Annotated in this window: 17 protein-coding genes and 1 tRNA gene; 8 read left to right on the plus strand and 10 right to left on the minus strand. The window is 37.9% G+C overall.

The features are described from left to right. The first annotated feature begins 127 nt into the window (after window positions 1-127). Genes L656_RS0107490 through L656_RS0107500 form a run of 3 tightly spaced genes read left to right on the plus strand, consistent with a single transcriptional unit; the run spans window position 128 to window position 4,295 of the window. Window positions 128-2,266 carry a type I secretion system permease/ATPase gene (locus L656_RS0107490; protein ID WP_024598723.1) on the plus strand — a complete coding sequence of 713 codons (2,139 nt, stop codon included), beginning with the start codon at window positions 128-130 and terminating at the stop codon, window positions 2,264-2,266. Beyond that, complete coding sequence (locus L656_RS0107495; protein ID WP_024598724.1) at window positions 2,263-3,684, plus strand: HlyD family type I secretion periplasmic adaptor subunit; 1,422 nt, start codon at window positions 2,263-2,265, stop codon at window positions 3,682-3,684. The genes L656_RS0107490 and L656_RS0107495 overlap by 4 nt, the downstream gene beginning before the upstream one ends. A 23-nt stretch (window positions 3,685-3,707) precedes the next feature. Continuing rightward, window positions 3,708-4,295, plus strand: coding sequence for a response regulator transcription factor (locus L656_RS0107500; protein ID WP_024598725.1), 588 nt, complete (start codon window positions 3,708-3,710; stop codon window positions 4,293-4,295). A gap of 22 nt (window positions 4,296-4,317) precedes the next feature. On the opposite strand, the gene L656_RS0107505 is transcribed toward L656_RS0107500, so the two are convergent. From L656_RS0107505 to L656_RS0107515, 3 genes are all read right to left on the minus strand, one after another. Next, window positions 4,318-6,276 carry a bifunctional diguanylate cyclase/phosphodiesterase gene (locus tag L656_RS0107505; RefSeq protein WP_024598726.1) on the minus strand — a complete coding sequence of 653 codons (1,959 nt, stop codon included), beginning with the start codon at window positions 6,274-6,276 and terminating at the stop codon, window positions 4,318-4,320. Next, window positions 6,276-6,983: a transglutaminase-like cysteine peptidase gene (locus L656_RS0107510; RefSeq protein ID WP_024589974.1), complete on the minus strand. Its 708-nt coding sequence runs from the start codon at window positions 6,981-6,983 to the stop codon at window positions 6,276-6,278. Before L656_RS0107510 ends, L656_RS0107505 begins: the two co-directional genes overlap by 1 nt. 130 nt (window positions 6,984-7,113) lie before the next feature. Further along, window positions 7,114-7,572 (minus strand): LPP20 family lipoprotein, encoded by a 459-nt coding sequence (locus tag L656_RS0107515; RefSeq protein WP_008168853.1) that lies wholly within the window; start codon window positions 7,570-7,572, stop codon window positions 7,114-7,116. A 130-nt stretch (window positions 7,573-7,702) separates the two neighbouring features. Between L656_RS0107515 and L656_RS0107520 the strand changes: the two genes are divergently transcribed. Then, a complete protein-coding gene (locus L656_RS0107520; RefSeq protein ID WP_024598727.1) occupies window positions 7,703-8,896 on the plus strand; it encodes a flagellar assembly protein FlgT in 1,194 nt (397 codons plus the stop codon). Here L656_RS0107520 and L656_RS0107525 read toward each other — a convergent pair. Continuing rightward, window positions 8,893-9,792 (minus strand): LysR substrate-binding domain-containing protein, encoded by a 900-nt coding sequence (locus tag L656_RS0107525; RefSeq protein ID WP_010553232.1) that lies wholly within the window; start codon window positions 9,790-9,792, stop codon window positions 8,893-8,895. The two genes, L656_RS0107520 and L656_RS0107525, sit on opposite strands and share 4 nt — an antisense overlap. A 112-nt stretch (window positions 9,793-9,904) precedes the next feature. Between L656_RS0107525 and L656_RS0107530 the strand changes: the two genes are divergently transcribed. The 4 genes from L656_RS0107530 (at window position 9,905) to L656_RS0107545 (ending at window position 13,957) form a co-directional block, all read left to right on the plus strand. Then, a complete protein-coding gene (locus L656_RS0107530; RefSeq protein ID WP_024598728.1) occupies window positions 9,905-10,633 on the plus strand; it encodes a glutathione peroxidase in 729 nt (242 codons plus the stop codon). Between the two features lie 82 nt (window positions 10,634-10,715). Further along, window positions 10,716-12,164, plus strand: a complete 1,449-nt coding sequence (locus tag L656_RS0107535; protein ID WP_024598729.1) for a dihydrolipoyl dehydrogenase — start codon at window positions 10,716-10,718, stop codon at window positions 12,162-12,164. Between the two features lie 146 nt (window positions 12,165-12,310). Continuing rightward, the gene (locus tag L656_RS0107540; RefSeq protein WP_024598730.1) at window positions 12,311-13,243 is read left to right on the plus strand and encodes an exopolyphosphatase; all 933 of its coding nucleotides are present in this window, start codon (window positions 12,311-12,313) and stop codon (window positions 13,241-13,243) included. Window positions 13,244-13,363: 120 nt separating this feature from the next. Further along, window positions 13,364-13,957, plus strand: coding sequence for a DUF4303 domain-containing protein (locus tag L656_RS0107545; RefSeq protein WP_024598731.1), 594 nt, complete (start codon window positions 13,364-13,366; stop codon window positions 13,955-13,957). Between the two features lie 77 nt (window positions 13,958-14,034). On the opposite strand, the gene L656_RS0107550 is transcribed toward L656_RS0107545, so the two are convergent. From L656_RS0107550 to L656_RS0107575, 6 genes are all read right to left on the minus strand, one after another. Then, window positions 14,035-14,109 (minus strand) — tRNA-Arg (locus L656_RS0107550). 72 nt (window positions 14,110-14,181) lie between these two features. Beyond that, on the minus strand, window positions 14,182-14,850 hold the full coding sequence (locus L656_RS0107555; RefSeq protein ID WP_024598732.1) for a FlgO family outer membrane protein: 669 nt from the start codon (window positions 14,848-14,850) through the stop codon (window positions 14,182-14,184). Window positions 14,851-14,857: 7 nt separating this feature from the next. Continuing rightward, window positions 14,858-15,550 carry a FlgO family outer membrane protein gene (locus L656_RS0107560; RefSeq protein ID WP_024598733.1) on the minus strand — a complete coding sequence of 231 codons (693 nt, stop codon included), beginning with the start codon at window positions 15,548-15,550 and terminating at the stop codon, window positions 14,858-14,860. A gap of 13 nt (window positions 15,551-15,563) precedes the next feature. Beyond that, window positions 15,564-16,157: a FlgO family outer membrane protein gene (locus L656_RS0107565; RefSeq protein ID WP_007583140.1), complete on the minus strand. Its 594-nt coding sequence runs from the start codon at window positions 16,155-16,157 to the stop codon at window positions 15,564-15,566. 48 nt (window positions 16,158-16,205) lie between these two features. Beyond that, window positions 16,206-16,985, minus strand: coding sequence for an SPOR domain-containing protein (locus L656_RS0107570; RefSeq protein WP_024598734.1), 780 nt, complete (start codon window positions 16,983-16,985; stop codon window positions 16,206-16,208). Between the two features lie 18 nt (window positions 16,986-17,003). Continuing rightward, window positions 17,004-20,006: a carboxypeptidase-like regulatory domain-containing protein gene (locus L656_RS0107575; protein ID WP_139016063.1), complete on the minus strand. Its 3,003-nt coding sequence runs from the start codon at window positions 20,004-20,006 to the stop codon at window positions 17,004-17,006. Between the last annotated feature and the right edge of the window lie 13 nt (window positions 20,007-20,019).

Consider the following 20,019-nt stretch of genomic DNA (forward strand, 5'->3'; position numbering starts at 1 on the left):
TATCTAGTTGTTCTAAATAAAAAATTTTTAACGACGTTATAGTGCAATTTAATTCGTTAAATTGATCAAAGATTTATGCAGGTTGGTATAACAACCGCATGCAGTTCTACATAACATTGGATGGTTTATGGAATTAAACGATGTACTTGATCATGGTGGCATACTCGTGGACTGCCTAGCAGTTTTATGTCGTCATCATGATAAAGAGTTTTCAAGAGAAGCATTATTAAATGGACTTCCTCTAACTGATGGAAACCTCACTCCATCAGGTTTTTCGCGCGCAGCAAAGCGCATTGGCTTTAAATCAAAAGTTGTTAATAAGCCACTACAAAAAATTAATACAGCACTGCTACCTGCCATCTTAATTTTAAAAGATAACCAAGCCTGTGTTATTAACTCTATTGATTACGATAAGCAACTGGTGAGCGTAATTTACCCAGAACTTACTGAATCAGTTGTCGAACAAAACATTGATGAGTTAGCAGGCAACAGTGCTGGTTTAGTTATTTATGCTCAACCAGAATTTGCATTTGATGAGCGAACACCTGTACTTGAAAAACTATCAAAAGACGGATGGTTTTGGGGAGTAATTAAAGAATGCCGCTCACTTTATAAAGACGTGATCATTTCGGCTATTGCTTTGGGCTTTTTGTCGGTTGCTATGCCTTTATTTGTAATGAACGTATATGACCGCGTTGTGCCCAACCATGCAACAGAAACCCTGTGGGTACTTGCCATTGGTATTTTAATAGCACTCACTGCTGACTTTGTATTGCGTTTAGTAAGAGGCTACTTTGTAGAGCTTGCTGCAAGTAGAATAGATGTAAAAGTATCGGCTGTAATTATGGAGCGGGTATTAGGTATGAAACTAAAAAACCGTCCATCATCAGCGGGCTCCTTTGCTAGCAATATTCAATCATTTGAAGCTGTACGTAACTTTTTTAGCTCCATAACGCTTGTCGCATTAGTCGACTTACCATTCGTAGTTTTATATTTAATTGTTATCGCCATTATTGGCGTACCTCTAAGTTTACCCATTATAGCGGGCGCACTTATATTATTAGCTTACGCTATAGCCGCACACCGCAAACTTGAAGCTCTTTCAGAGCAAACAATGAAAGCAAGCTCAATGCGAAATGCAGTATTAGTAGAAAGTTTAACCAATATTGAAGATGTAAAAAGCTTTCACTCAGAGTGTAAAACACAATCTGTATGGGAAAAGTCGACCATTTACATTGCGCAAGTAAACGCACAAAGCCGACTCGTTTCAAGCTCCATATCAAATACAGCATCGTGGATACAGCAATGTGTAGGCGTGATAATAATGATAATAGGCGTACACCTCGTTATTGAAGGTGAGCTAACTCAAGGCGGATTAATTGCAGCTTACTTATTATCATCTCGTGCTATGGGGCCTATTGGGCAGTCAGCCGCCGTATTAGCGCAGTATCATCACGCGGCAATAGCAATGCAATCACTGAACGAAATTATGGAAAAAGAGGTTGAACGTCCACCGGGTAAGCACTGGCTAAGCCACCCAATTTTAAAAGGTGATATAGAATTTAAAGACGTCTGTTTTAAATACTCTGACGAATCTCATAATGCACTCAACGGCGTTAGTTTTAAAATTAAAGCAGGTGAAAAAGTCGCTATTTTAGGACGTAATGGCTCAGGTAAAAGTACATTAGAAAAGCTTATTTTAGGGCTATACGAACCCTGTTCTGGAGCAATTTTGATGGACAATAACGATATACATCAAATTGACCCTGCAGAGCTTCGCCATAATATTGGTTATGTACCGCAAACCGTTGCCCTCTTTTATGGGACCTTAAAAGACAACCTTACGATAAGCGCTTGGCATGCCAAAGACGAGCAAATTATTGAAGCCTGTGAGCGAAGCCAATTATTTGATTTAATTAATTCGCACCCAGACGGATTTGATCTACAAGTAGGCGAGCAAGGCCGCCAATTATCAGGAGGGCAACGCCAAGCTGTAGGTATGGCAAGAGCCATAATTAACGATCCGCCAATACTATTACTAGATGAGCCAACCTCATCGCTAGATCACAATAGTGAAAGTAAAATTATTAACAATTTAAAAGATTATTCTAAAGATAAAACCCTAATTGTGGTGACTCACCGCTCATCATTACTCGAGCTTGTTGACCGTATTATAGTTTTAGATAACGGAAAGGTGGTTGCTGATGGACCAAAACAAAAAGTAATTGCGGCGTTAAATAATAAAACCGTGGAGCAAGCCTCATGAGTGATAACAAAAAACCACTTGAACAACGCTCTTTTGAATCTGTTAGCAAAGCAATTGAGGCAAGAAAACAAGGGAAGCCATCCGTATTTAATAAACTATTTAAAGGATGGATCTCACCGCCAAATACTAAAGACTGGGTAGTAGATGCACAGTGGGAAAAAATGCAGCAAGAGCCAGCAAGCGCTAGGTTACTGCTTTATTTAATTTGTTTAACGTTTATATGCCTTATTGTGTGGTCTGGCTTTGCTAATTTGGATGAAGTTGCTCGTGGCGAGGGACGGGTTATTCCCTCTAATAAACTACAACTAATTCAATCTTATGACGGCGGTATGGTCGAAAAAATAAATGTCCGAGAAGGTCAAATAGTAAACGAGGGTGATGTACTTATTAAGATAGACCCTACCCGCTTTATTTCTAGCTTTAGAGAAAACCAATCCAAGGTTGAATCGTTAAGTGCAAAAGTTGCAAGGCTCAGAGCCCTCACTCAAAAAAAGGAGCTCGTATTTAGCGAAGATGTTATAAAAAATGCACCTCAGGTGGTTCAACACGAACGCTCTCTTTATTTAAGTAACAGCCAAGAGCTAGAGCAACAGGTAAGCATTCACAAACGCCAACTAGAACAGCGACACCAAGATTATATTGAAGCAAAAGCGGCACTTCAGCAGCATACCAGTGCGCTACGCTTAACAAACAGGGAGCTTAAAGTGACCCGCCCATTGTTACGCACCGGTGCCATTTCGGATATAGATATTATTCGTTTAGAGCGTCAAATAGTTGATTTAAACGGCGAGATAAACAGAACCAAAGCCGTTATAAATAGGAGTCTTTCGGCCATTAACGAAGCTAAAAATAAGGTAACTGAAGTTGAGCTCGTTATGATTAACCGCTGGAACAATGAACTCTCTGAAGCGCTACTGCGATTAGATTCAATTAAAGAAACCGAATCTGGCTTAGCCGATAAAGTAACTCAAACTGAAATACGCTCTCCTGTTAAAGGCACTGTACAACGATTATTAGTTAATACTGTTGGCGGTATTTTACAGCCCGGTAGTGATGTTATGGAAATTGTGCCGCTTGACGATCAACTTGTTGTAGAGGCAAAAATACCACCTAAAGACATTGCATTTTTACGCCCTGGGCAATCTGCAATGATAAAATTTAGTGCTTATGACTTTGCCGTATATGGTGGCCTAGAAGCCGAAGTATTACATATAAGTGCCGATACAATTACGGATGACCGCGAAAACACCTTTTATTTAGTGCAGCTAAAAACTACCAAAAATAATTTTTCGAAAGAACTAACTATTATTCCAGGAATGACCACTCAAGTGGATATTATTACCGGTAAAAAAACCGTACTTGAGTATATTTTAAAACCGGTTCTTAGAGCTACATCGCAAGCAATGACAGAGCGTTAAAACATTTTATAAATGGAGAAGTAATGCGCCAAAGTATTTTTATTACACAGCCTGAATTTGAATCGAAACACTGGCATACAGCGTTTCCTGGTTGTTTGATATGCACAAAAGAACCACACAGAGTCACGGCATCAAGTATTATTTGGGTTTTGGCCGGAACACCTAATTGGCTTGAGCTTGTTAAAAAGTATTCTCAGCAACGTTTACTGGTTATTGTTATGACCAACGAACTAGAAATAAATCAACTAAGAAGTGCGCTTGAAGCAGGAGCTAGGGGCTACGTAGAAGCGCTAGCTACTAAAGTAATTATCGAACAAGTACTTGAGACTATTTGCTCTGGCGGAATATGGTTACCGGGGCAATTGCTCTCTAACTTAGTGGGGGCTTTATCAAACACACCGTTTAAATATGCGAGCACATGCGAGCTTGAGTTACTCACAAAACGAGAACGCCAAGTAGTTGATATTGTTGTAACAGGTGCAACTAATAAGCAAGCTGCAGAATCTTTAAGTATTACGGAGCGTACAATTAAAGAGCATATGAGCTCTATATTTAATAAGCTAAAAGTACGCGACCGCATTCAATTAATGTTAGTTGTAAAGGGGCATTAACCGCACGGTTAATGCCTGTTACTTACTCTTTGATAACCCCATCAAAACCTAAGTTAATAAGCGTATCTATATCATCTTGACTTGTTACACCTTGAGCCACCACTTTAATGCCAATTGAATGCGCTAACGTGCACACTCCTCGCAGGAATGTTTGGTTATCTTGGCTGTAACTAATATTGTGGCCGTAAACGCTATCAACCTTAATCATTTCAAGACCAAACTCCTGAATTTTATTAATTTTAGTAAATTCAGGGCCTACACGTTTTAATGCTACTTTAGCGCCCATGCACCGTGCCTGCTCACAAAAATCTTTGAATATCTCAATTTCGCTAACGGCAATACTTTCACGAATATCAAAACAAATTTTAGAGGCTAAATCAGGAAACGCTGACAAGTATGTAAGTATCGAAGCAAGCGCAGCATCATCAAGTAGTGTTTGTGCAGATAATTCAACCGAAATCAGTTCACTTGGTGGTTCAGCGTTGTACTGGGCAACCAACGCCTTGATTAAACCCCAATCTAAACGCGCTAATAACTTTAGTCGGTTAGCCCACTGGTAATAATAACTTGCACGATATAACTTTCCGCCTAACTCTAAGCTAAGTCCTAATTGACTTTGTATTAATTGCCCTGAAAAGCTCATAACTGGATAGGTATTTATTTCGAGTGTTTGGTTATCTAAGGCTGACTCTATTTCACTTTTCCAGCTATCAGCATCATCAAACAAATTACTTTTTTGTTTATTTTCAACTATTTTAGCTCTTACAACGCCTTGTTTTATATTTCCCGCTTTTAGTAATTCATCAACACGTTTTAGTACGTCAAATCGTGTATCGTCTTTTTGAATATAAGTACAGCTGTGAGGTATGGCTAGCTTAACGTTTTTATACTCTTCAACAAACGATTGATGCATCAATAAAATACGCTCACTGATTGCTTGAATATTATCAATATCACTAAATAAAACTGTAAAATCGCTGTGAGAAATACGTGCAATGTAATTTTCAGAAAAGTGTTCTTGGTTACTCTCTAAAAAGCTAACCAACATCTGTGAAAATCGACGTAGAAAGTTAACCATTTCTACTCGTCCCACTTCCTCACTTACTCGATCGAGGTTAACAACCCTAAATAAAAACAAGGCCCCATGGGCATGATCTTTCGATTTTTGTAAGTGAGCCTCAAGCGTTGCACCAAAGTATTCTCTATTTGCTAAACCAGTTAGCTCATCGTGTTGCGATTTAAATCTAAGCTCTTCTAAACGTTTATTATCTTCTTTAATAATACGGCTAAAACGAGTAGATAACTGGTTCATTGATTGCACTAAACGGGCAAACTCAAAAGTGCGAGGAACGCTCGATTTAATAAAACGTTTTTCACCAAATGCATTAGCCTGATACACAACATCATCAAGTGGTTTTAATATCCTACTTAAAAAGTAAGCACTAACTATACAAGCAAAAAAAGCAACAATTAAAAAACTGAAAAATAGTTTAAGCGCACTTTCCCATAAGGCTTGCTCAGCATATTGACTATGGCTTTCTATAAACAAAGTACCAAACTGCTGCCAACCATCATTTACTTGCCCAACCCCTGGCTCTACATTTAATGCATAAATTGATCTAAACCACTGTGGAGCCGTCGCTTTAAGTTCATCGGTAAACGTGCGTTTAACAATCACCTCACCATTAGGGTCTTGTAGTTCTATTCGCTTATAGTGACCGGTATCAAATGTGGCCGATACTAATAATTCAAGCTCAACGGGGTCTTTGTCTAATTGGCTAATCATTAACGCAAGTGAACTGGCGTTATCTACATTTTTTAAGTACAGCTGGGTCGAAAAATAACTTTTAGCCGAATTAGTGCTAATTAAAACACTACTTATAAAGCCTACAAAAATAACAATTAAAAGAGCAATCCATAGCTCTTGCCTGAGTGTTATTTTTCGTTTTTTAAGGTACTTAGATAAGGAAAATGATGCCATTACCACATAACTCCTTCTTTGGTTGTCTGCTCCAAAATTTTACGCCAGCGTGAAAGTCTTGCTGTTGGGCTGGCTACACTTTTGGTTGAATTATTAGCCCATAAACCTTGGCTGTTAAAGCTAAACACTGGGCTTAAATCTACACGTTTTGCAGCAGGTAAAACCTTTGTTATTAAACTGTCTAAAATAAGTGGCTGAGCGTTTGGTGTAGCAAAATAACCTAACACCATATGTGCTTGCGTTTTGTTAGTGCCCGCAATTTTTGCTTTTACATAGATAAGACGTAACTTGTCGTCGCTCACCCCTAGGGCTCTTAAGCTTATATACTTTGCTATTGCGTAATCTTCACAATCACCTAAGCCTCTGCCTAACGTTTCTAAAGGGGTTGCCCAATAATCGTTTTGTTTCCATAGCAAAATATCAGTTTGATAGCGTAAATTACGCGCAAAAAAATCATTAACAATAAGAATTTGTTGTTGTTCTGGTTTATTTTGAGTTTGTACCAACATACTTTGCCAGTTACGTGCAACAGCCGCTCGCGCAGGTCCATATTTTTGACCCATCAGCTCAATAAAGGTATTAAATTGAATAGTTAGTCGGCTTGCAAGCACGCCACTAGAGAGTACAAAAAACAACAATAGGTAGCGCAAATTGGCTTTGCACCATATAAATAATTTAGGATTTAAATGAGTTGGCTTAAACGCCATTTACAGAGCCACTGTTAATATAAGTGGCAATAAAATACATCTGTTGAGCACTACGCAATCTGCTTAAAAATTAATCCTAACAACAGCATAGCACTCAATATAAGAGGATGAGATATTTTGAATAACTTTTTTAGTAGTACGTTACTTTTTTAACTTCGCGTGGTTTTACTTCACCTATGTATAAATCGTGCACACGCTTCATGTTGAGCTCAAGCTCGGTTACATAGGTATCATCAACAGCATACGTTTTTATAATTTGCGCACCTTTAATGAGCCCCTGCACTTTACTTTCTAAGTAATCGTCTTGAGCAATTGAACCTTCCACCGTTGTTCCTGCGGTAATTTTTTGCCCATATACTTGTTCAGTAAGCTCGCGGTAAGCCTCAAGCTTAGAAGCTTTAATTGCCATAAGTTGCTTTTGCGACGCGTTAGCGCCTTTTTGTAAGCTAATAGGTGCATACCCTATCGCTTTTAAAACTGGGTAATTATTTGGCTCTACATATTTATATTCAACATGCTTATCAAAAACGCTGCTACAACCACCTAAGGTTAAACACCCAAGTGTAATAAGTAATGAAATCGCTCGCATAGCATCTAGCCCTTGTATAGTAATTAGCAGTACATATGCACGTTTAATGCCATTTATAGTATTACCAAATAACATTGGTACAGTCCTTGCTCTACCTAGTTAATAGCTAACGTTTAATTGGAGTAAAAGTATGAAGTCGTTTTTATCATTGGCATTTGCAGGGTTAAGTGCAACGGCATTATTAACGTTCTCCCCTTTTACTAAAGCGCAGTGGTATGAATCAACGGGCCATGCGAACGTTCAAAATGGTGATACGAGCGCTGCCAAATCTGCCGCTATAAAAGATGCGATTACACAAGCGTTAGTGTTCTCTGGCGCACGGGTTAGCTCGGTGCAAACCTTGGTAGATGGCGTGTTAATGCAAGATCAGCTAAAAATTAGCAGCCACGGCGAAATTCAAAAAATTGAACTGGTCAGCGAAAATAAATACGACAATAAATTTGCTATTACATTACGACTCGATATTTTTTCTCAAACAGAGCAATGCCCACAAAATAGTTTTAATAAGTTTGTGGCCGTTACACAAAGCCAACTTGTTCATCGTGAACACGCTAAAATGGGTCAAATATTTGACGTAAGTAAAGCGATTAGCAAAAATATTTTTACCTCACTGCAAAAATCAAAAATGAGCGCAGTGCCTATTGCTTACTATAATAATGCAATAAGCGTTGATAAATACTTTTCGCAGCAGCACGACTATTCAAACGCTAAATTAGAAGAAATATCTTCGCGCAGTAACGCTCAATATGTATTGCTTAGCCAAATAACCAGCCTTTCGACTAGCGACAAACTCAATAACGATTATGCATTTTGGCAGGACGAGGCGTATGAGCGCAGTTACAACATTGAGTTTGCACTATTTGATGGCACTACCTATGAGCAGCTTTGGCAAAATAGTTACCATACTCAAGCAATTTGGCCATTTGAAAAAACAACCATAGTGGATGTTAATAGTGATAGGTTTTGGCAATCGCCTTATGGGCAAAGCATAACCGATATCAACCAATCAGTGAGTTATGATATTCAAGCAGCCATGGCATGCCTACCTACACAAGGTAAAATAATGCATATGGAAAATAGCAAAATCGTTATTAACTTGGGTAAAGCTCATGGGTTAAAAAAAGGCCAAATGCTAAGCATTGCGCACCATAACTATTTAACCGACGCGGCAGGTAATGTAATGCCGCACACCATCACCACGCTTAATAAAATTCGCGTAGAGCAGCTTTATCAGCAAACCGCAGTAGCAGTCAGTATTGATGACAAACCACTACCTGGCGTGCAAATTAACGATGTAGTAGAAATAATCAGCCAAGATCTTTAGAGTTTTTTACTCAATTTAGCTTTTAAATTAGGGTGAGCCGATAACCACTCGCCCAATTGTTCTACACCAGATAAATGCGGATAATGCTTTCTGCATGCAAACACCACATTACGCTGCTGATTAGGGAATATAGGCAAGTAATCAATCCCTACACGGTCGGTACATGCTAACTTTGGTACAAATGTAATACCGTCATCCATAGCCACTAACGCTAATAATGTTTCTAAACTATTACCTTTATACTGGTTAGATACATCGACCCCTGCGGAAAAACAAAACTTTTGGGCTTGATCTTTAAAGCAATGACCATCACTTAACATTAATAGGCTGCATCCTTGAAGATCGCTCAGCGCTACTTTTTTATGCTTAGAAAGCGCGTTATCGTGTGATACCGCCACTAAAAAATCTTCTTTGTATAAAGCAACCGTATGGTAATTAATAAGCTCTGGCACATCAGCTAGAATAGCAAAGTCGAGTTCACCCTTGTTTAAAGCTTCTAAAATTGTTGCTGTTTGCATCTCAATAAACGAAAACTGGCTATCAATAAATGCCGCTTTCATTGATGTTAATAACGCAGGCAACAAGTAAGGCGCAATGGTAGGGATAATACCAATAGTTAATTTACCTTGTAGAGGCTCGTTAGAAGTAGCAGCAAGTTCTTTGAGTATTTGCGTTTGTTCTAAAATAATTTCTATTTGCGTCAACAAACGTTCACCTTTTGCTGTTAAGGTGACTTGTTTGGTTGAGCGATCAAACAAAGTAACGCCAAGCTCATTTTCGAGTTTTTTTACTTGACCACTTAATGTAGGCTGGCTAACAAAACATGCATCGGCAGCTTTGCGAAAATGCTTATATTGCGCTATTGCTTTTACATATTCAAAATCTTTTAAGTTCATATTCAGCTCTACGTGATAGTTTATAACTATCAGTTTAATACAAACAAACGATTGGAACTATATTTAATTATTCACCATAATGGCTATCAACAAATCAAGAGGAACAAAAACTATGTTAAACAATATCGAAGGTCAAACAATCCCAAGTGTTACATTTGCAACTCGCGAAAATAATGATTGGAAATCAGTAACAACAGATGACATTTTTAAAGGTAAAACTGTTGTAGTGTTTTCACTACCAGGTGCATTCACACCGACATGTTCATCAACTCACTTACCACGTTATAACGAATTAGCAGGCGTACTTAAGCAAAACGGCGTTGACGAAATTGTATGTTTATCAGTAAACGATACCTTTGTAATGAACGCATGGGCTGAGCATCAAGAAGCGCAAAACATTACTTTATTACCAGACGGCAACGGCGAATTTACTGACGGCATGGGCATGTTAGTAGACAAAAACGACCTAGGCTTTGGTAAGCGCAGCTGGAGATACTCTATGCTTGTTAAAGATGGCGTGATTGACAAAATGTTCATCGAACCAGATTTACCAGGTGACCCGTTTGAAGTATCTGACGCAGACACAATGCTTGATTACATCAACCCTAAGCAAGCTAAACCAGAACCAGTAAGCATCTTTACTAAACCTGGCTGTCCTTTCTGTAAAAAAGCGAAAGAGCTTCTTGCAGAGAAAGGTTTCGCATATGAAGAGATTGTTATGGGTGCAGGCGCATCACTAACAAGTCTAAAAGCTGTATCTGGTCGTGAAACTGTTCCACAAATATTCATTGGTGGTAAACACATCGGTGGTTCAGACGACTTAGAAAAATACTTTGCTTAATCAATAAGTAAATTAAATGCCTAACGTAAGTAGGTAAAAAATAGGGGCTTTTATGCCCCTATTTATTAGAGGAAAAAATACTATGAAAGAATTGCAAACCGATGTTGTTGTTATAGGCGCAGGCACTGCTGGTTTAAGTGCTTATCGTAATGCTAAACAGTTCACACAAAATGTATTAATGATCGAATCAGGCCCATACGGCACCACATGTGCACGTGTTGGTTGTATGCCAAGCAAGTTATTGATTGCAGCCGCCGAAGCCGCACACGCAATTGAAATGGCACCTGCATTTGGTGTTCATAGCTCAAAGCCAGTTATTGATGGCAAAGCAGTTATGGCACGCGTTAAAAGTGAACGAGATCGTTTTGCAGGATTCGTAGTAGAAGCCGTAGATGAATTACCAGAGGGTGATAAAATTCGTGGTTACGCTAAATTTTTAGACACAAACCGCGTACAAATAGACGACCACACAATTATTACAGCAAAACGCTTTGTAATTGCAACCGGCTCACGCCCTTCATACCCCGGCGTATTTAATAACTTTGGCGACAAACTTATTATAAACGACGACGTATTTGATTGGGATGACCTACCAGAATCAGTCGCTGTATTTGGCCCTGGTGTAATAGGTCTTGAAATTGGCCAAGCACTTAGCCGACTAGGCGTAAATGTAAAACTATTTGGTGTAGGCGGCGCAATTGGCCCACTTACAGACCCTGTAGTAAAAGACTATGCGAATACTGTTTTTGCTGAAGAATTTTTTGTAGATACCGACTCAAACGTATCTGACATGATGCAAGTTGGCGATAAAGCACAGCTAACTTACACCGACAAACAAGGTGAAAAACACACCGAACAGTTTGACTACGTACTTGCAGCCACAGGCCGAGTACCAAACGTAGATAAACTAGGCCTTGAAAACACCGGCATTGAACTTGATGAGCGCGGCGTACCGCACGCAGACACACACACAATGCAGTGTGGTGAGTCAAACATATTTATAGCAGGCGATGCGAGTAACATGCTCCCATTGTTACACGAGGCATCTGACCAAGGTGCTATTGCAGGTCAAAATGCAGGGCGCTTCCCAGATGTACGTATAGGTCTGCGTAGAGCAAAAATTGCAGCCGTATTTAGCGACCCACAAATAGCAATGGTCGGCGAAAGCTACAAGCAAATTACCGACCGTTTAGGCCCATGCGGTTGTTTTGAAGTAGGCGAAGTCAGCTTTGAAAATCAAGGCCGAAGCCGAGTAATGCTTAAAAACAAAGGTCATATGCGTGTATATGCAGAGCAAGGCACAGGCTTATTTTTAGGTGCTGAGTTTATTGGCCCACAAGCCGAACACATTGCTCACTTACTAGCATGGGCTGTACAAAACAAAATGACCGTACCAGAAATGCTTGATATGCCATTTTACCACCCAGTAATTGAAGAAGGGTTACGTACCGCCCTTCGCGACTTAAATGCCAAACTTAAATTTGGCCCAGACATTGTAAATTCATGTATGGAATGTGGCCCAGGCGCATAACCTATTTACCACACATACAAACTTGCTAAGCAAAAGCCAAAACTAACGTTTTGGCTTTTTTTTATAATTTTTTTAAGCTGACCTCTCAAAAAAAATTTTAGCTGTTACACTTAATTGATAATTCAATTAAAAAAGATGGAATAGCTATGCCCAATAATAAATTTAGACTAGTCACTCGCAGCGATTTTGATGGCTTAGTTTGTGCCGTATTGCTTAAAGACTTAGACCTAATTGATGATATTTTGTTTGTTCATCCAAAAGACATGCAAGATGGCAAAATAGACATTACCGAAAACGACATCACGACCAACCTCCCCTACGTTGCAGGCTGCCACATAGCATTCGATCATCATCTTAGCGAAACCGTTCGTAACTCAAGCGACATAAAAAATCATATTATTGATCCAGAAGCGCCATCAGCAGCACGCGTAGTTTATGACTATTATGGCGGCGCTGAAAAACTTCCAAATATTTCTGTTGAAATGATGGACGCTGTTGATAAAGGCGATGCTGCTCAGTTTTCAAAAGACGAAATATTAAACCCAACAGATTGGGTATTAATGAACTTTATTATGGATGCGCGAACAGGCCTTGGCCGTTTTCGCGAGTTTAAAATTTCAAATTATCAATTAATGATGAAACTCATTGATGCATGTAAAGATCAGAGCATCGAAGAAATCCTAAAAATGGAAGACGTAGCCGAACGTGTTGCTTTATATAACGAGCATAACGAAAAAGCTAAAGAACAAATTTCTCAATGCGCTATCGTTCATAAAAACTTAGTGGTTCTTGATTTAACCCAAGAAGAAACAATTTACGCCACAAACCGATTTGTTATTTATGCCATGTACTCCGACTGCAATATCTCGATTCATAAAATGTGGGGCCTTAAAAAACAAAACGTAGTGTATGCCATAGGTAAATCAATAACTAACCGCAGTTCAAACACCAATGTTGGCGAACTGTGCCTTAAATACGGCGGTGGTGGTCATTTAAATGCAGGTACTTGCCAAGTAGAAACAAGTCAATCTGAAGCCGTGCTTAGTGAATTAATTGATACAATTACAAGTGATGGTTAATATTAACTTACAATAACCAGGGTTATATAATAGCTCTGGTTATTTCATTTTAGTAGAGTGAGTTTTAATCGCTCTCTTTTTCATATAAATTTCTGTACTAATAAAAGAAATAATGACCTCATGTTAGATACTAAAAACTTCGAAAAAACACTTTATCAAGATACTAAAAAAGCATTTAAAAACATTATACAAAAATACGGTAACGATCTTTATGTAATGGGCTTTTACCACACAGGTAGCTACTCACTACTGCCAATGTTTAATACCTTATCGGATTTAAAAAAAGTATTTGAAGCAGAGTACAACAACGATGTAAGTAGCTTTTACATGGCTAAATGGAACCCTGAGGATTACCCGATGCTTGAGGATTATTCCGAATACTTTGATGAAACAACTCTAGAGTGCCAAAAACTAGAAGACAGCATTGATTTGTTTCAATCAGATATAGAAGCAATGGATAATTGGCATCAATGGCTAACGACAATGGAAAAAGTGCTCATACAATTAGATGCCGAAGGAATATTTTCAAATGGTATCGAACGCGAAAAAATCACTTTAGCAATACTCGCCTATGATGAAGAAGAAAGCATTCAATTTAAAAGAATCAAACGACTTAACCCACCAACTGTTCTAGCACAAATTCAAGCCGACTTTGAAGCCATGGTTTCAGAGCGTGAAAAATGTGAGCAAGAAGCTTTAAACGCCTTTAATTAAAAAGTGCAACACTACTACATATACGCTATACACAAAGTATAAGGAAGGGAAGTTAAAATATAACTCATTGATTTAATTGGTAGCCCCTGCAAGAATCGAACTTGCAACTGCCCCTTAGGAGGGGGCCGTTATATCCATTTAACTAAGAGGCCACAAATAAGCTGTGTGCTTAGAGATGTGAATTATAACGGCATCTGGTTTTTTATATCAAGCAACAACTGAACTTAATTGCTTGATAAGTATATATCTTCTTTATTTAGTACATAAATTGGGATTAGTTTTCGACTACTCGCGACGATTTTTTTTGTATGCGCGTTAATTACACGTGTATTTACAACAACAGCATCATTGCGATAAATTAATGTACCCGCTAATACATGGCTCGCCATTTGCTCTTCGCTAAGCTTTTCAATATCGCGCGAAAAAGCAAAATCACCACGGCTATTTACATCTATTGTTTGGGTTGTTTTAAAATCAACCACGCCATAACCAAACTTTTGTAACTGATGAATTAACGTTTCAGAAATTTGATTACCCAATTGATTGCTTTTAGTAAGCGATGAATCAAGATCGACCAAGGTAGTAACGGCAATATTAATATTGGTGTCGGTATCACTTTCAAATTCAAGCGTATCAACCAAATCAAGTGCCATTTGCTCTACATAGTTAGCAAGTGTTTTATGGTGCTGAAGTGGTGTAAATTGATTACCGTTAACATCATCTTGAGTTGATTTTTGCTCGGCTATTTTAAGCATGCTTGCTAGGTCATAATTTACTTGTGTGGTTGAAGGCGTATTAATTTCAGCACTTCCACTATTTTGAGTAAAGGCACAACCTGCTAAGTTAGCTAAAGCAAAAAAAACGATAAAGCGGTTAAATAATTTACTATACATAATTATCTCACTTGCTTGCTTGTTTTAACATTATGCCATCAGTGCGATAACTACTATTAAGCGCATCAACAACCGACTGTGGAATAAACCCTTGTGCAGAACCTACTACGGCCTTACTTTCTAGCCCAACAATACGTGCATTAACAAGTACACCACCTTGATGGTTTACAAGCGTACCGGCAAGTACATATTTAAAGTTTTGATCTTGATTTAGCTCTAAATAGTCGCGACTAAATACAAAGTCGCCTGTTGAGGTAACACGCATATAATCAGTTGTTTTAAAATCAATAACGGGTACACCAAAGCTGTGTAATTCATGCATGAAGCTTTCTGCAATTTGGTTCCCTAGTAAGCTACCATCGTTGTAGTCTTCATCTAAAAAAACAAAACTCGAAACAGCTAACGGTGTTTGTTCACTTACGTACTGTAAGTTTTCAACCATGTCTTGCATTATGCCGCGCACATAATGGTTAATATTTTTGCGCATTGGCGGTGTTGCTTTTGTGTAGTTATCCTGTGGAGCCATTCCTGACTGAAATAAGTTATCGTCAGAAACAGGCGCTGCAACGTCGCGTTGGTTACTCACCAGTTGATTGCTTTGCTCACTTTGTGGTGTTGTGGTGTCTGTATTCATTGTGCCTAGTATTTGAGAGCAACCAAAGCCCAGTGGTAAGCATAATGTAATTAATAGGTTTTTCATTTTGTGCTCCAAATTAGTATTCGCTTCGGTATAAAAGTCCGTCACGCTGCTGAATTTTCTCATTGCCCCACATTACATTAATTGGGATCTCGGTACTTCCCGCAGAGAGCACCTGTTTATTTTCTATATTCACAAGCCGTGCATTAACTATGTATGCATGCTGCTGGCGAGTCACTGTTCCTGTGATAACTAAGTCAATATTTTGGCGATTACGTAATTTACTTAAATCGCGACTTAAAATACTGTCTGAGTTTTCTGATAAAGAGAGGTTATTCCCAAGTCTGTATTCAACGGTGTGATAACCCAGTTGAGTAAATTGTGTAAGCAGACTTTCTTGGATCTGCTGACTTAATCCTGAGGCCTGCCCTGTCACCAATTTTGTATCTAGTGCATCTGCATAAAAGAAGCTACTAACGCCAACACGTGCATTAGCATTTAATGCTCCGTTTAGGTGGTTAAGTTGCGACGTTAAATTAACTACATAGTCATTAACCGTAAAAGGAGCCATGGCCGCTTTAGGTGCATCTGTAGGCACACTTGGTTCTGGCGGTGGCACCAAGTTACAAGCAGCTAAATTTAAAAATAATAAAGGCAGTAAAAGGCGCATAATTGCCATCCTCATTAAAACATAATTAGGATGAAGCAATTATTATGCCTAGTTATTTAATGGTGCTTGCGTGTAGTGGCTAACTACACAATTAATCTCTCGTTTTTTAAGTTTATCACAACCCGCTTTTGCATTAGCTTGGGTTTCATAAGCGCCTAGCTTTAAACGATAAAAAGTTACACCACCAATGTCGACGCTCTCTATATTGGCAATAAACGGTCCCTGAAATAGCTCTGGACTGTTATTTTTTATTTCATTTAGGCTTTGCTTTAAGCGCGTTTTATCTGTAACAGCTGCAACTTGTAGTGCGTACCGTGCTGTTGCAGGTATATATTCAGCTTTTTCACTACTGGCTGGTGTTATTCTTTTTACCTTATTAGTTTCATCAACTTCAGGTTTTAATACTGGTTTTTCTGCTTTTGCTATTACTGGAGACGATAGCATTTGGGATGTTTTTTCTATTTTTATTGCCGGTTTTGTTATTGCTGTTTGAGGTTTTTCTTCTACTTTTTTTAACGGGCTAATTGTTACTGATCGCACTGCCTCATTTGAGTCGCCTTCTTGCTTTACCACTGCATTAAGTTGGCTTATTAATAATTTTAAATCTTCTTCTATAATTAATAACCGCTCAACGCCTTCTTTTGCAGACTGCCATTGCTGAGAAGAAGCCTTTAACTGTGCCAATTCTTCTGCTGAAATACGTGTGCCTTTTTGATTTGTCGCTGCTACTTCGCTTGGTTTAGTTGTGCTACTACAGCCCGATAAAACAAGCATTACAAGAGAGGTCATAACTACTAAATTGTGTTTAGATAAATTAATGAAATACATGGTTAAACCTTGTTAGTATTAGTGGCTGATAAGTTGCGCTTGAATTTTACACTTTAGCCCTTTAGCAGTTAATTTATTGCATACCTGCTCAAGTTTTTCTTGCTCTGAATCGGCGTAAGCAACAGCTAAAATATAACGATTTTGTTCGTTATCTTTTATATAAAACGCATCACGCCTTGATTGTTCATCCAAATGGCGCTTTATCAATTGGTAATACGCTTTCATAATTGACAACGATGAAAAACCACCTGCATTAGCAATATACGCTGGCGTTTGTGTCTTTTCTCTCAGTTCGAAGTCAACCCCCATCACTACCTCACCTTGCGCTGGTAAGTTTACAGTTACTTGTTGTGTATTTTTTAAGGATTTACGCTCTTTAAACTCATCATCTATTACGGCTTTATATTGACCTGGCCGTAAATCTGTAAATAAATAATACCCATCATAAGCCGCTTGTGTTTGCGCCACTTGTTTACCTAATTTGTCGAGTAATTTAATCGTGGCGAACGGCTGTACTTCACTGTTACCTTGTTCACTTTGTTTGTAAACAGTGCCCTCAACCTCGCTACTATTATTAAGCGGTATTTCCATATATTCAACAAAACCTGCACGGGGGGTTATAGAAAAGCCATCATTTGCTGCAACTAAAAATGGTTCGCTAATACTGTCAGAATCAATCACTATATCGGTGGTTAAATTAGCGGGCATTCCAGATAATAAAGCCATACCGCTTTCATCTGTAATTGCTCTTCGGTAGTTCTGTAAACCTTTAACTTTAATTCCTTCGAGATTTTTTTCACCTTCGTCATAAACACCATTATTATTTTCATCAATATACACATGAACTAGTAACGAGCCATTATTAACCAAGCTGCGCTTATTAATATAATAATCATTATTATTGCTATCATAACCTAAACTAAAGCGGCTAAATAAGCCAACTTTCCACTCACCTTTAGAGTTGTAGTCAATACTGCTATATAAAGTTAAAAAATCTGTATACCAATTTAACCCTAATTCAGCTGATTTCAGTCCACTGGTTAATTGTTTTTTTAACTTTAACTCACCATCTAAAAAGTTGAAAAAGTAGCGATTTAATTGAACTTCATAATCAGTTATTTCGGTGTCAGGGTCTATTAAATAACCTAAACTAAAGCGAGTACCTAGTGCTCCAAAACGTTTTTGTAATATACTTCGACCAAACACAGTGTCATCTGAGTCATTACTAAAATGACTGAATTGAAGGTTGTTATTTATACTGAAGCCAGCTAGTGAATAATTTAGAATATTACCAAATGTGTACGAATTATTTCCTTCATCGACTTCGTTGCTATAAAAGCTATTTTGGTAATTGATACTGCCAAAAGAGTTACGCATTAAATTCCCTGACATATTAAATGAGATTGATTGGTTATCACTTAAGTGGTTTGGATAAACTGAGCTGTTTGTTAATCTTGAATATTTTGTAACTCCAAATCGCAATGACTGCTCATTATATTCAGTTCGAAGTGACAACCCTAAATCTGTTTCACTTTCGCTATTTCTGTTATAGCTAAAATTTATCAAATATTTATTTAACAAACTAAGATTACTGCCAAATGTGTAAGAATTTAACTCTTCATCAGGCCTATCAACATCAAACAATTTAGTCCCACCAGTATAAATAGATAAATAATCAGTCACTCCCTGCTCATAACGTCCAGACAACAACCAGCCACTATCATTATTTACATTTTCTTCTAATAATTTGTCACCCTGCTGAGTAAGTGATAATTCATAATAAACATCTTCCTTGTTCAGACTATTGCCATCAATAATAAACTCTTCTAATTTTCGCTCAATCTGCCCTTGTGGACCGTAAAAAATCAGCTCAAATGTATTAGCACCAAATAATAGCTCGACATCCTCAAAGTAATATCGTCCATCAGCTAGGCTTAGCTGTTGATCAATCAGAATATTATTTCTGTATAGTTCTACATCCCAGCCAGCAGAAATTGCACCACTAAGCGTTATTAAGTCGCCATTTATTTCTTTGTTTAATGGTTTGTTGCCAACTTTAAGGCCCCGAGAATAATAGCTACTCGGTCCTCCGGCGACTCTTACTGGTAATATATCCCCAAACTCAATATTACTAATATTAAACAGGTTTTCACCTTCAATCTGCCGTAAAAAACTTAATCGTGAGTCATTCAGTAAATCACTACTTTGCCCAGCTAGATAATATTCAGTACTTATATAAGCTAAATCTTGAGCGCCTAAAACGGAATAGGAAAAATTGTTTTGCGAATTACTCGCTGTCAAACTCAGTTGAATATCAGCAACAGGGTTTGAAAGCATCTTGTAGGGGCTGGCTTTCCATGGAAGGGTTGGATTAGTTTTGTTGCTGTTAGAAAAAAACAAACGTTGTTCACGAAGAATTTTTTGTTCAATGGGTAGAGTGGTACTAGGGTTTAGATCTAGTCTTAATGCACCAAAGTCTAATTTTATGCCAGTCCCAAACCAATTATTTAACTGCTCTGTTAAAATAAAAACATCGCCATTATCAATATAATAATCAGTTGGCTTAATTGAAAATGTATTATTTTTAACTCTCACAACTTGAGAACTAACATCCAGTTCAAAGTGGTTTTCTTCGCTAATGAACCACCCTTTAGCTTGTTTAATTTCATTATTAACCTCAATCGCAAAATCCAGCTGTTCAATAAAACTACTTAGCTCAATCCATGCGCTATTAGGGCTTTTTATAGCGATAATTTCGCCTAAATATAAATCATCCAATCTCGCCGATAACACTAATAGTTCACCTGCGGGTATACCAACTAAAGGTTCATCGGCTTTATTATTTTTACTAATCTGTAAGTTTTTATTACTTGAATTAAAATTTTTAGATGACTCATATAAAGACCATTTTTTTTCTATATTAAGTAAAATGTCGTCTACATTAATTTGCTTTTTACTATCTTTAGCGCACGTAGGAAGTGCCATTATAAGTAAAAGAGTAAAAAGTAAATATATACGCATTTTTATAATCAAT

The sequence above is a fragment of the Pseudoalteromonas sp. TAE56 genome, from assembly GCF_000497955.1.
GTDB lineage: Bacteria > Pseudomonadota > Gammaproteobacteria > Enterobacterales > Alteromonadaceae > Pseudoalteromonas.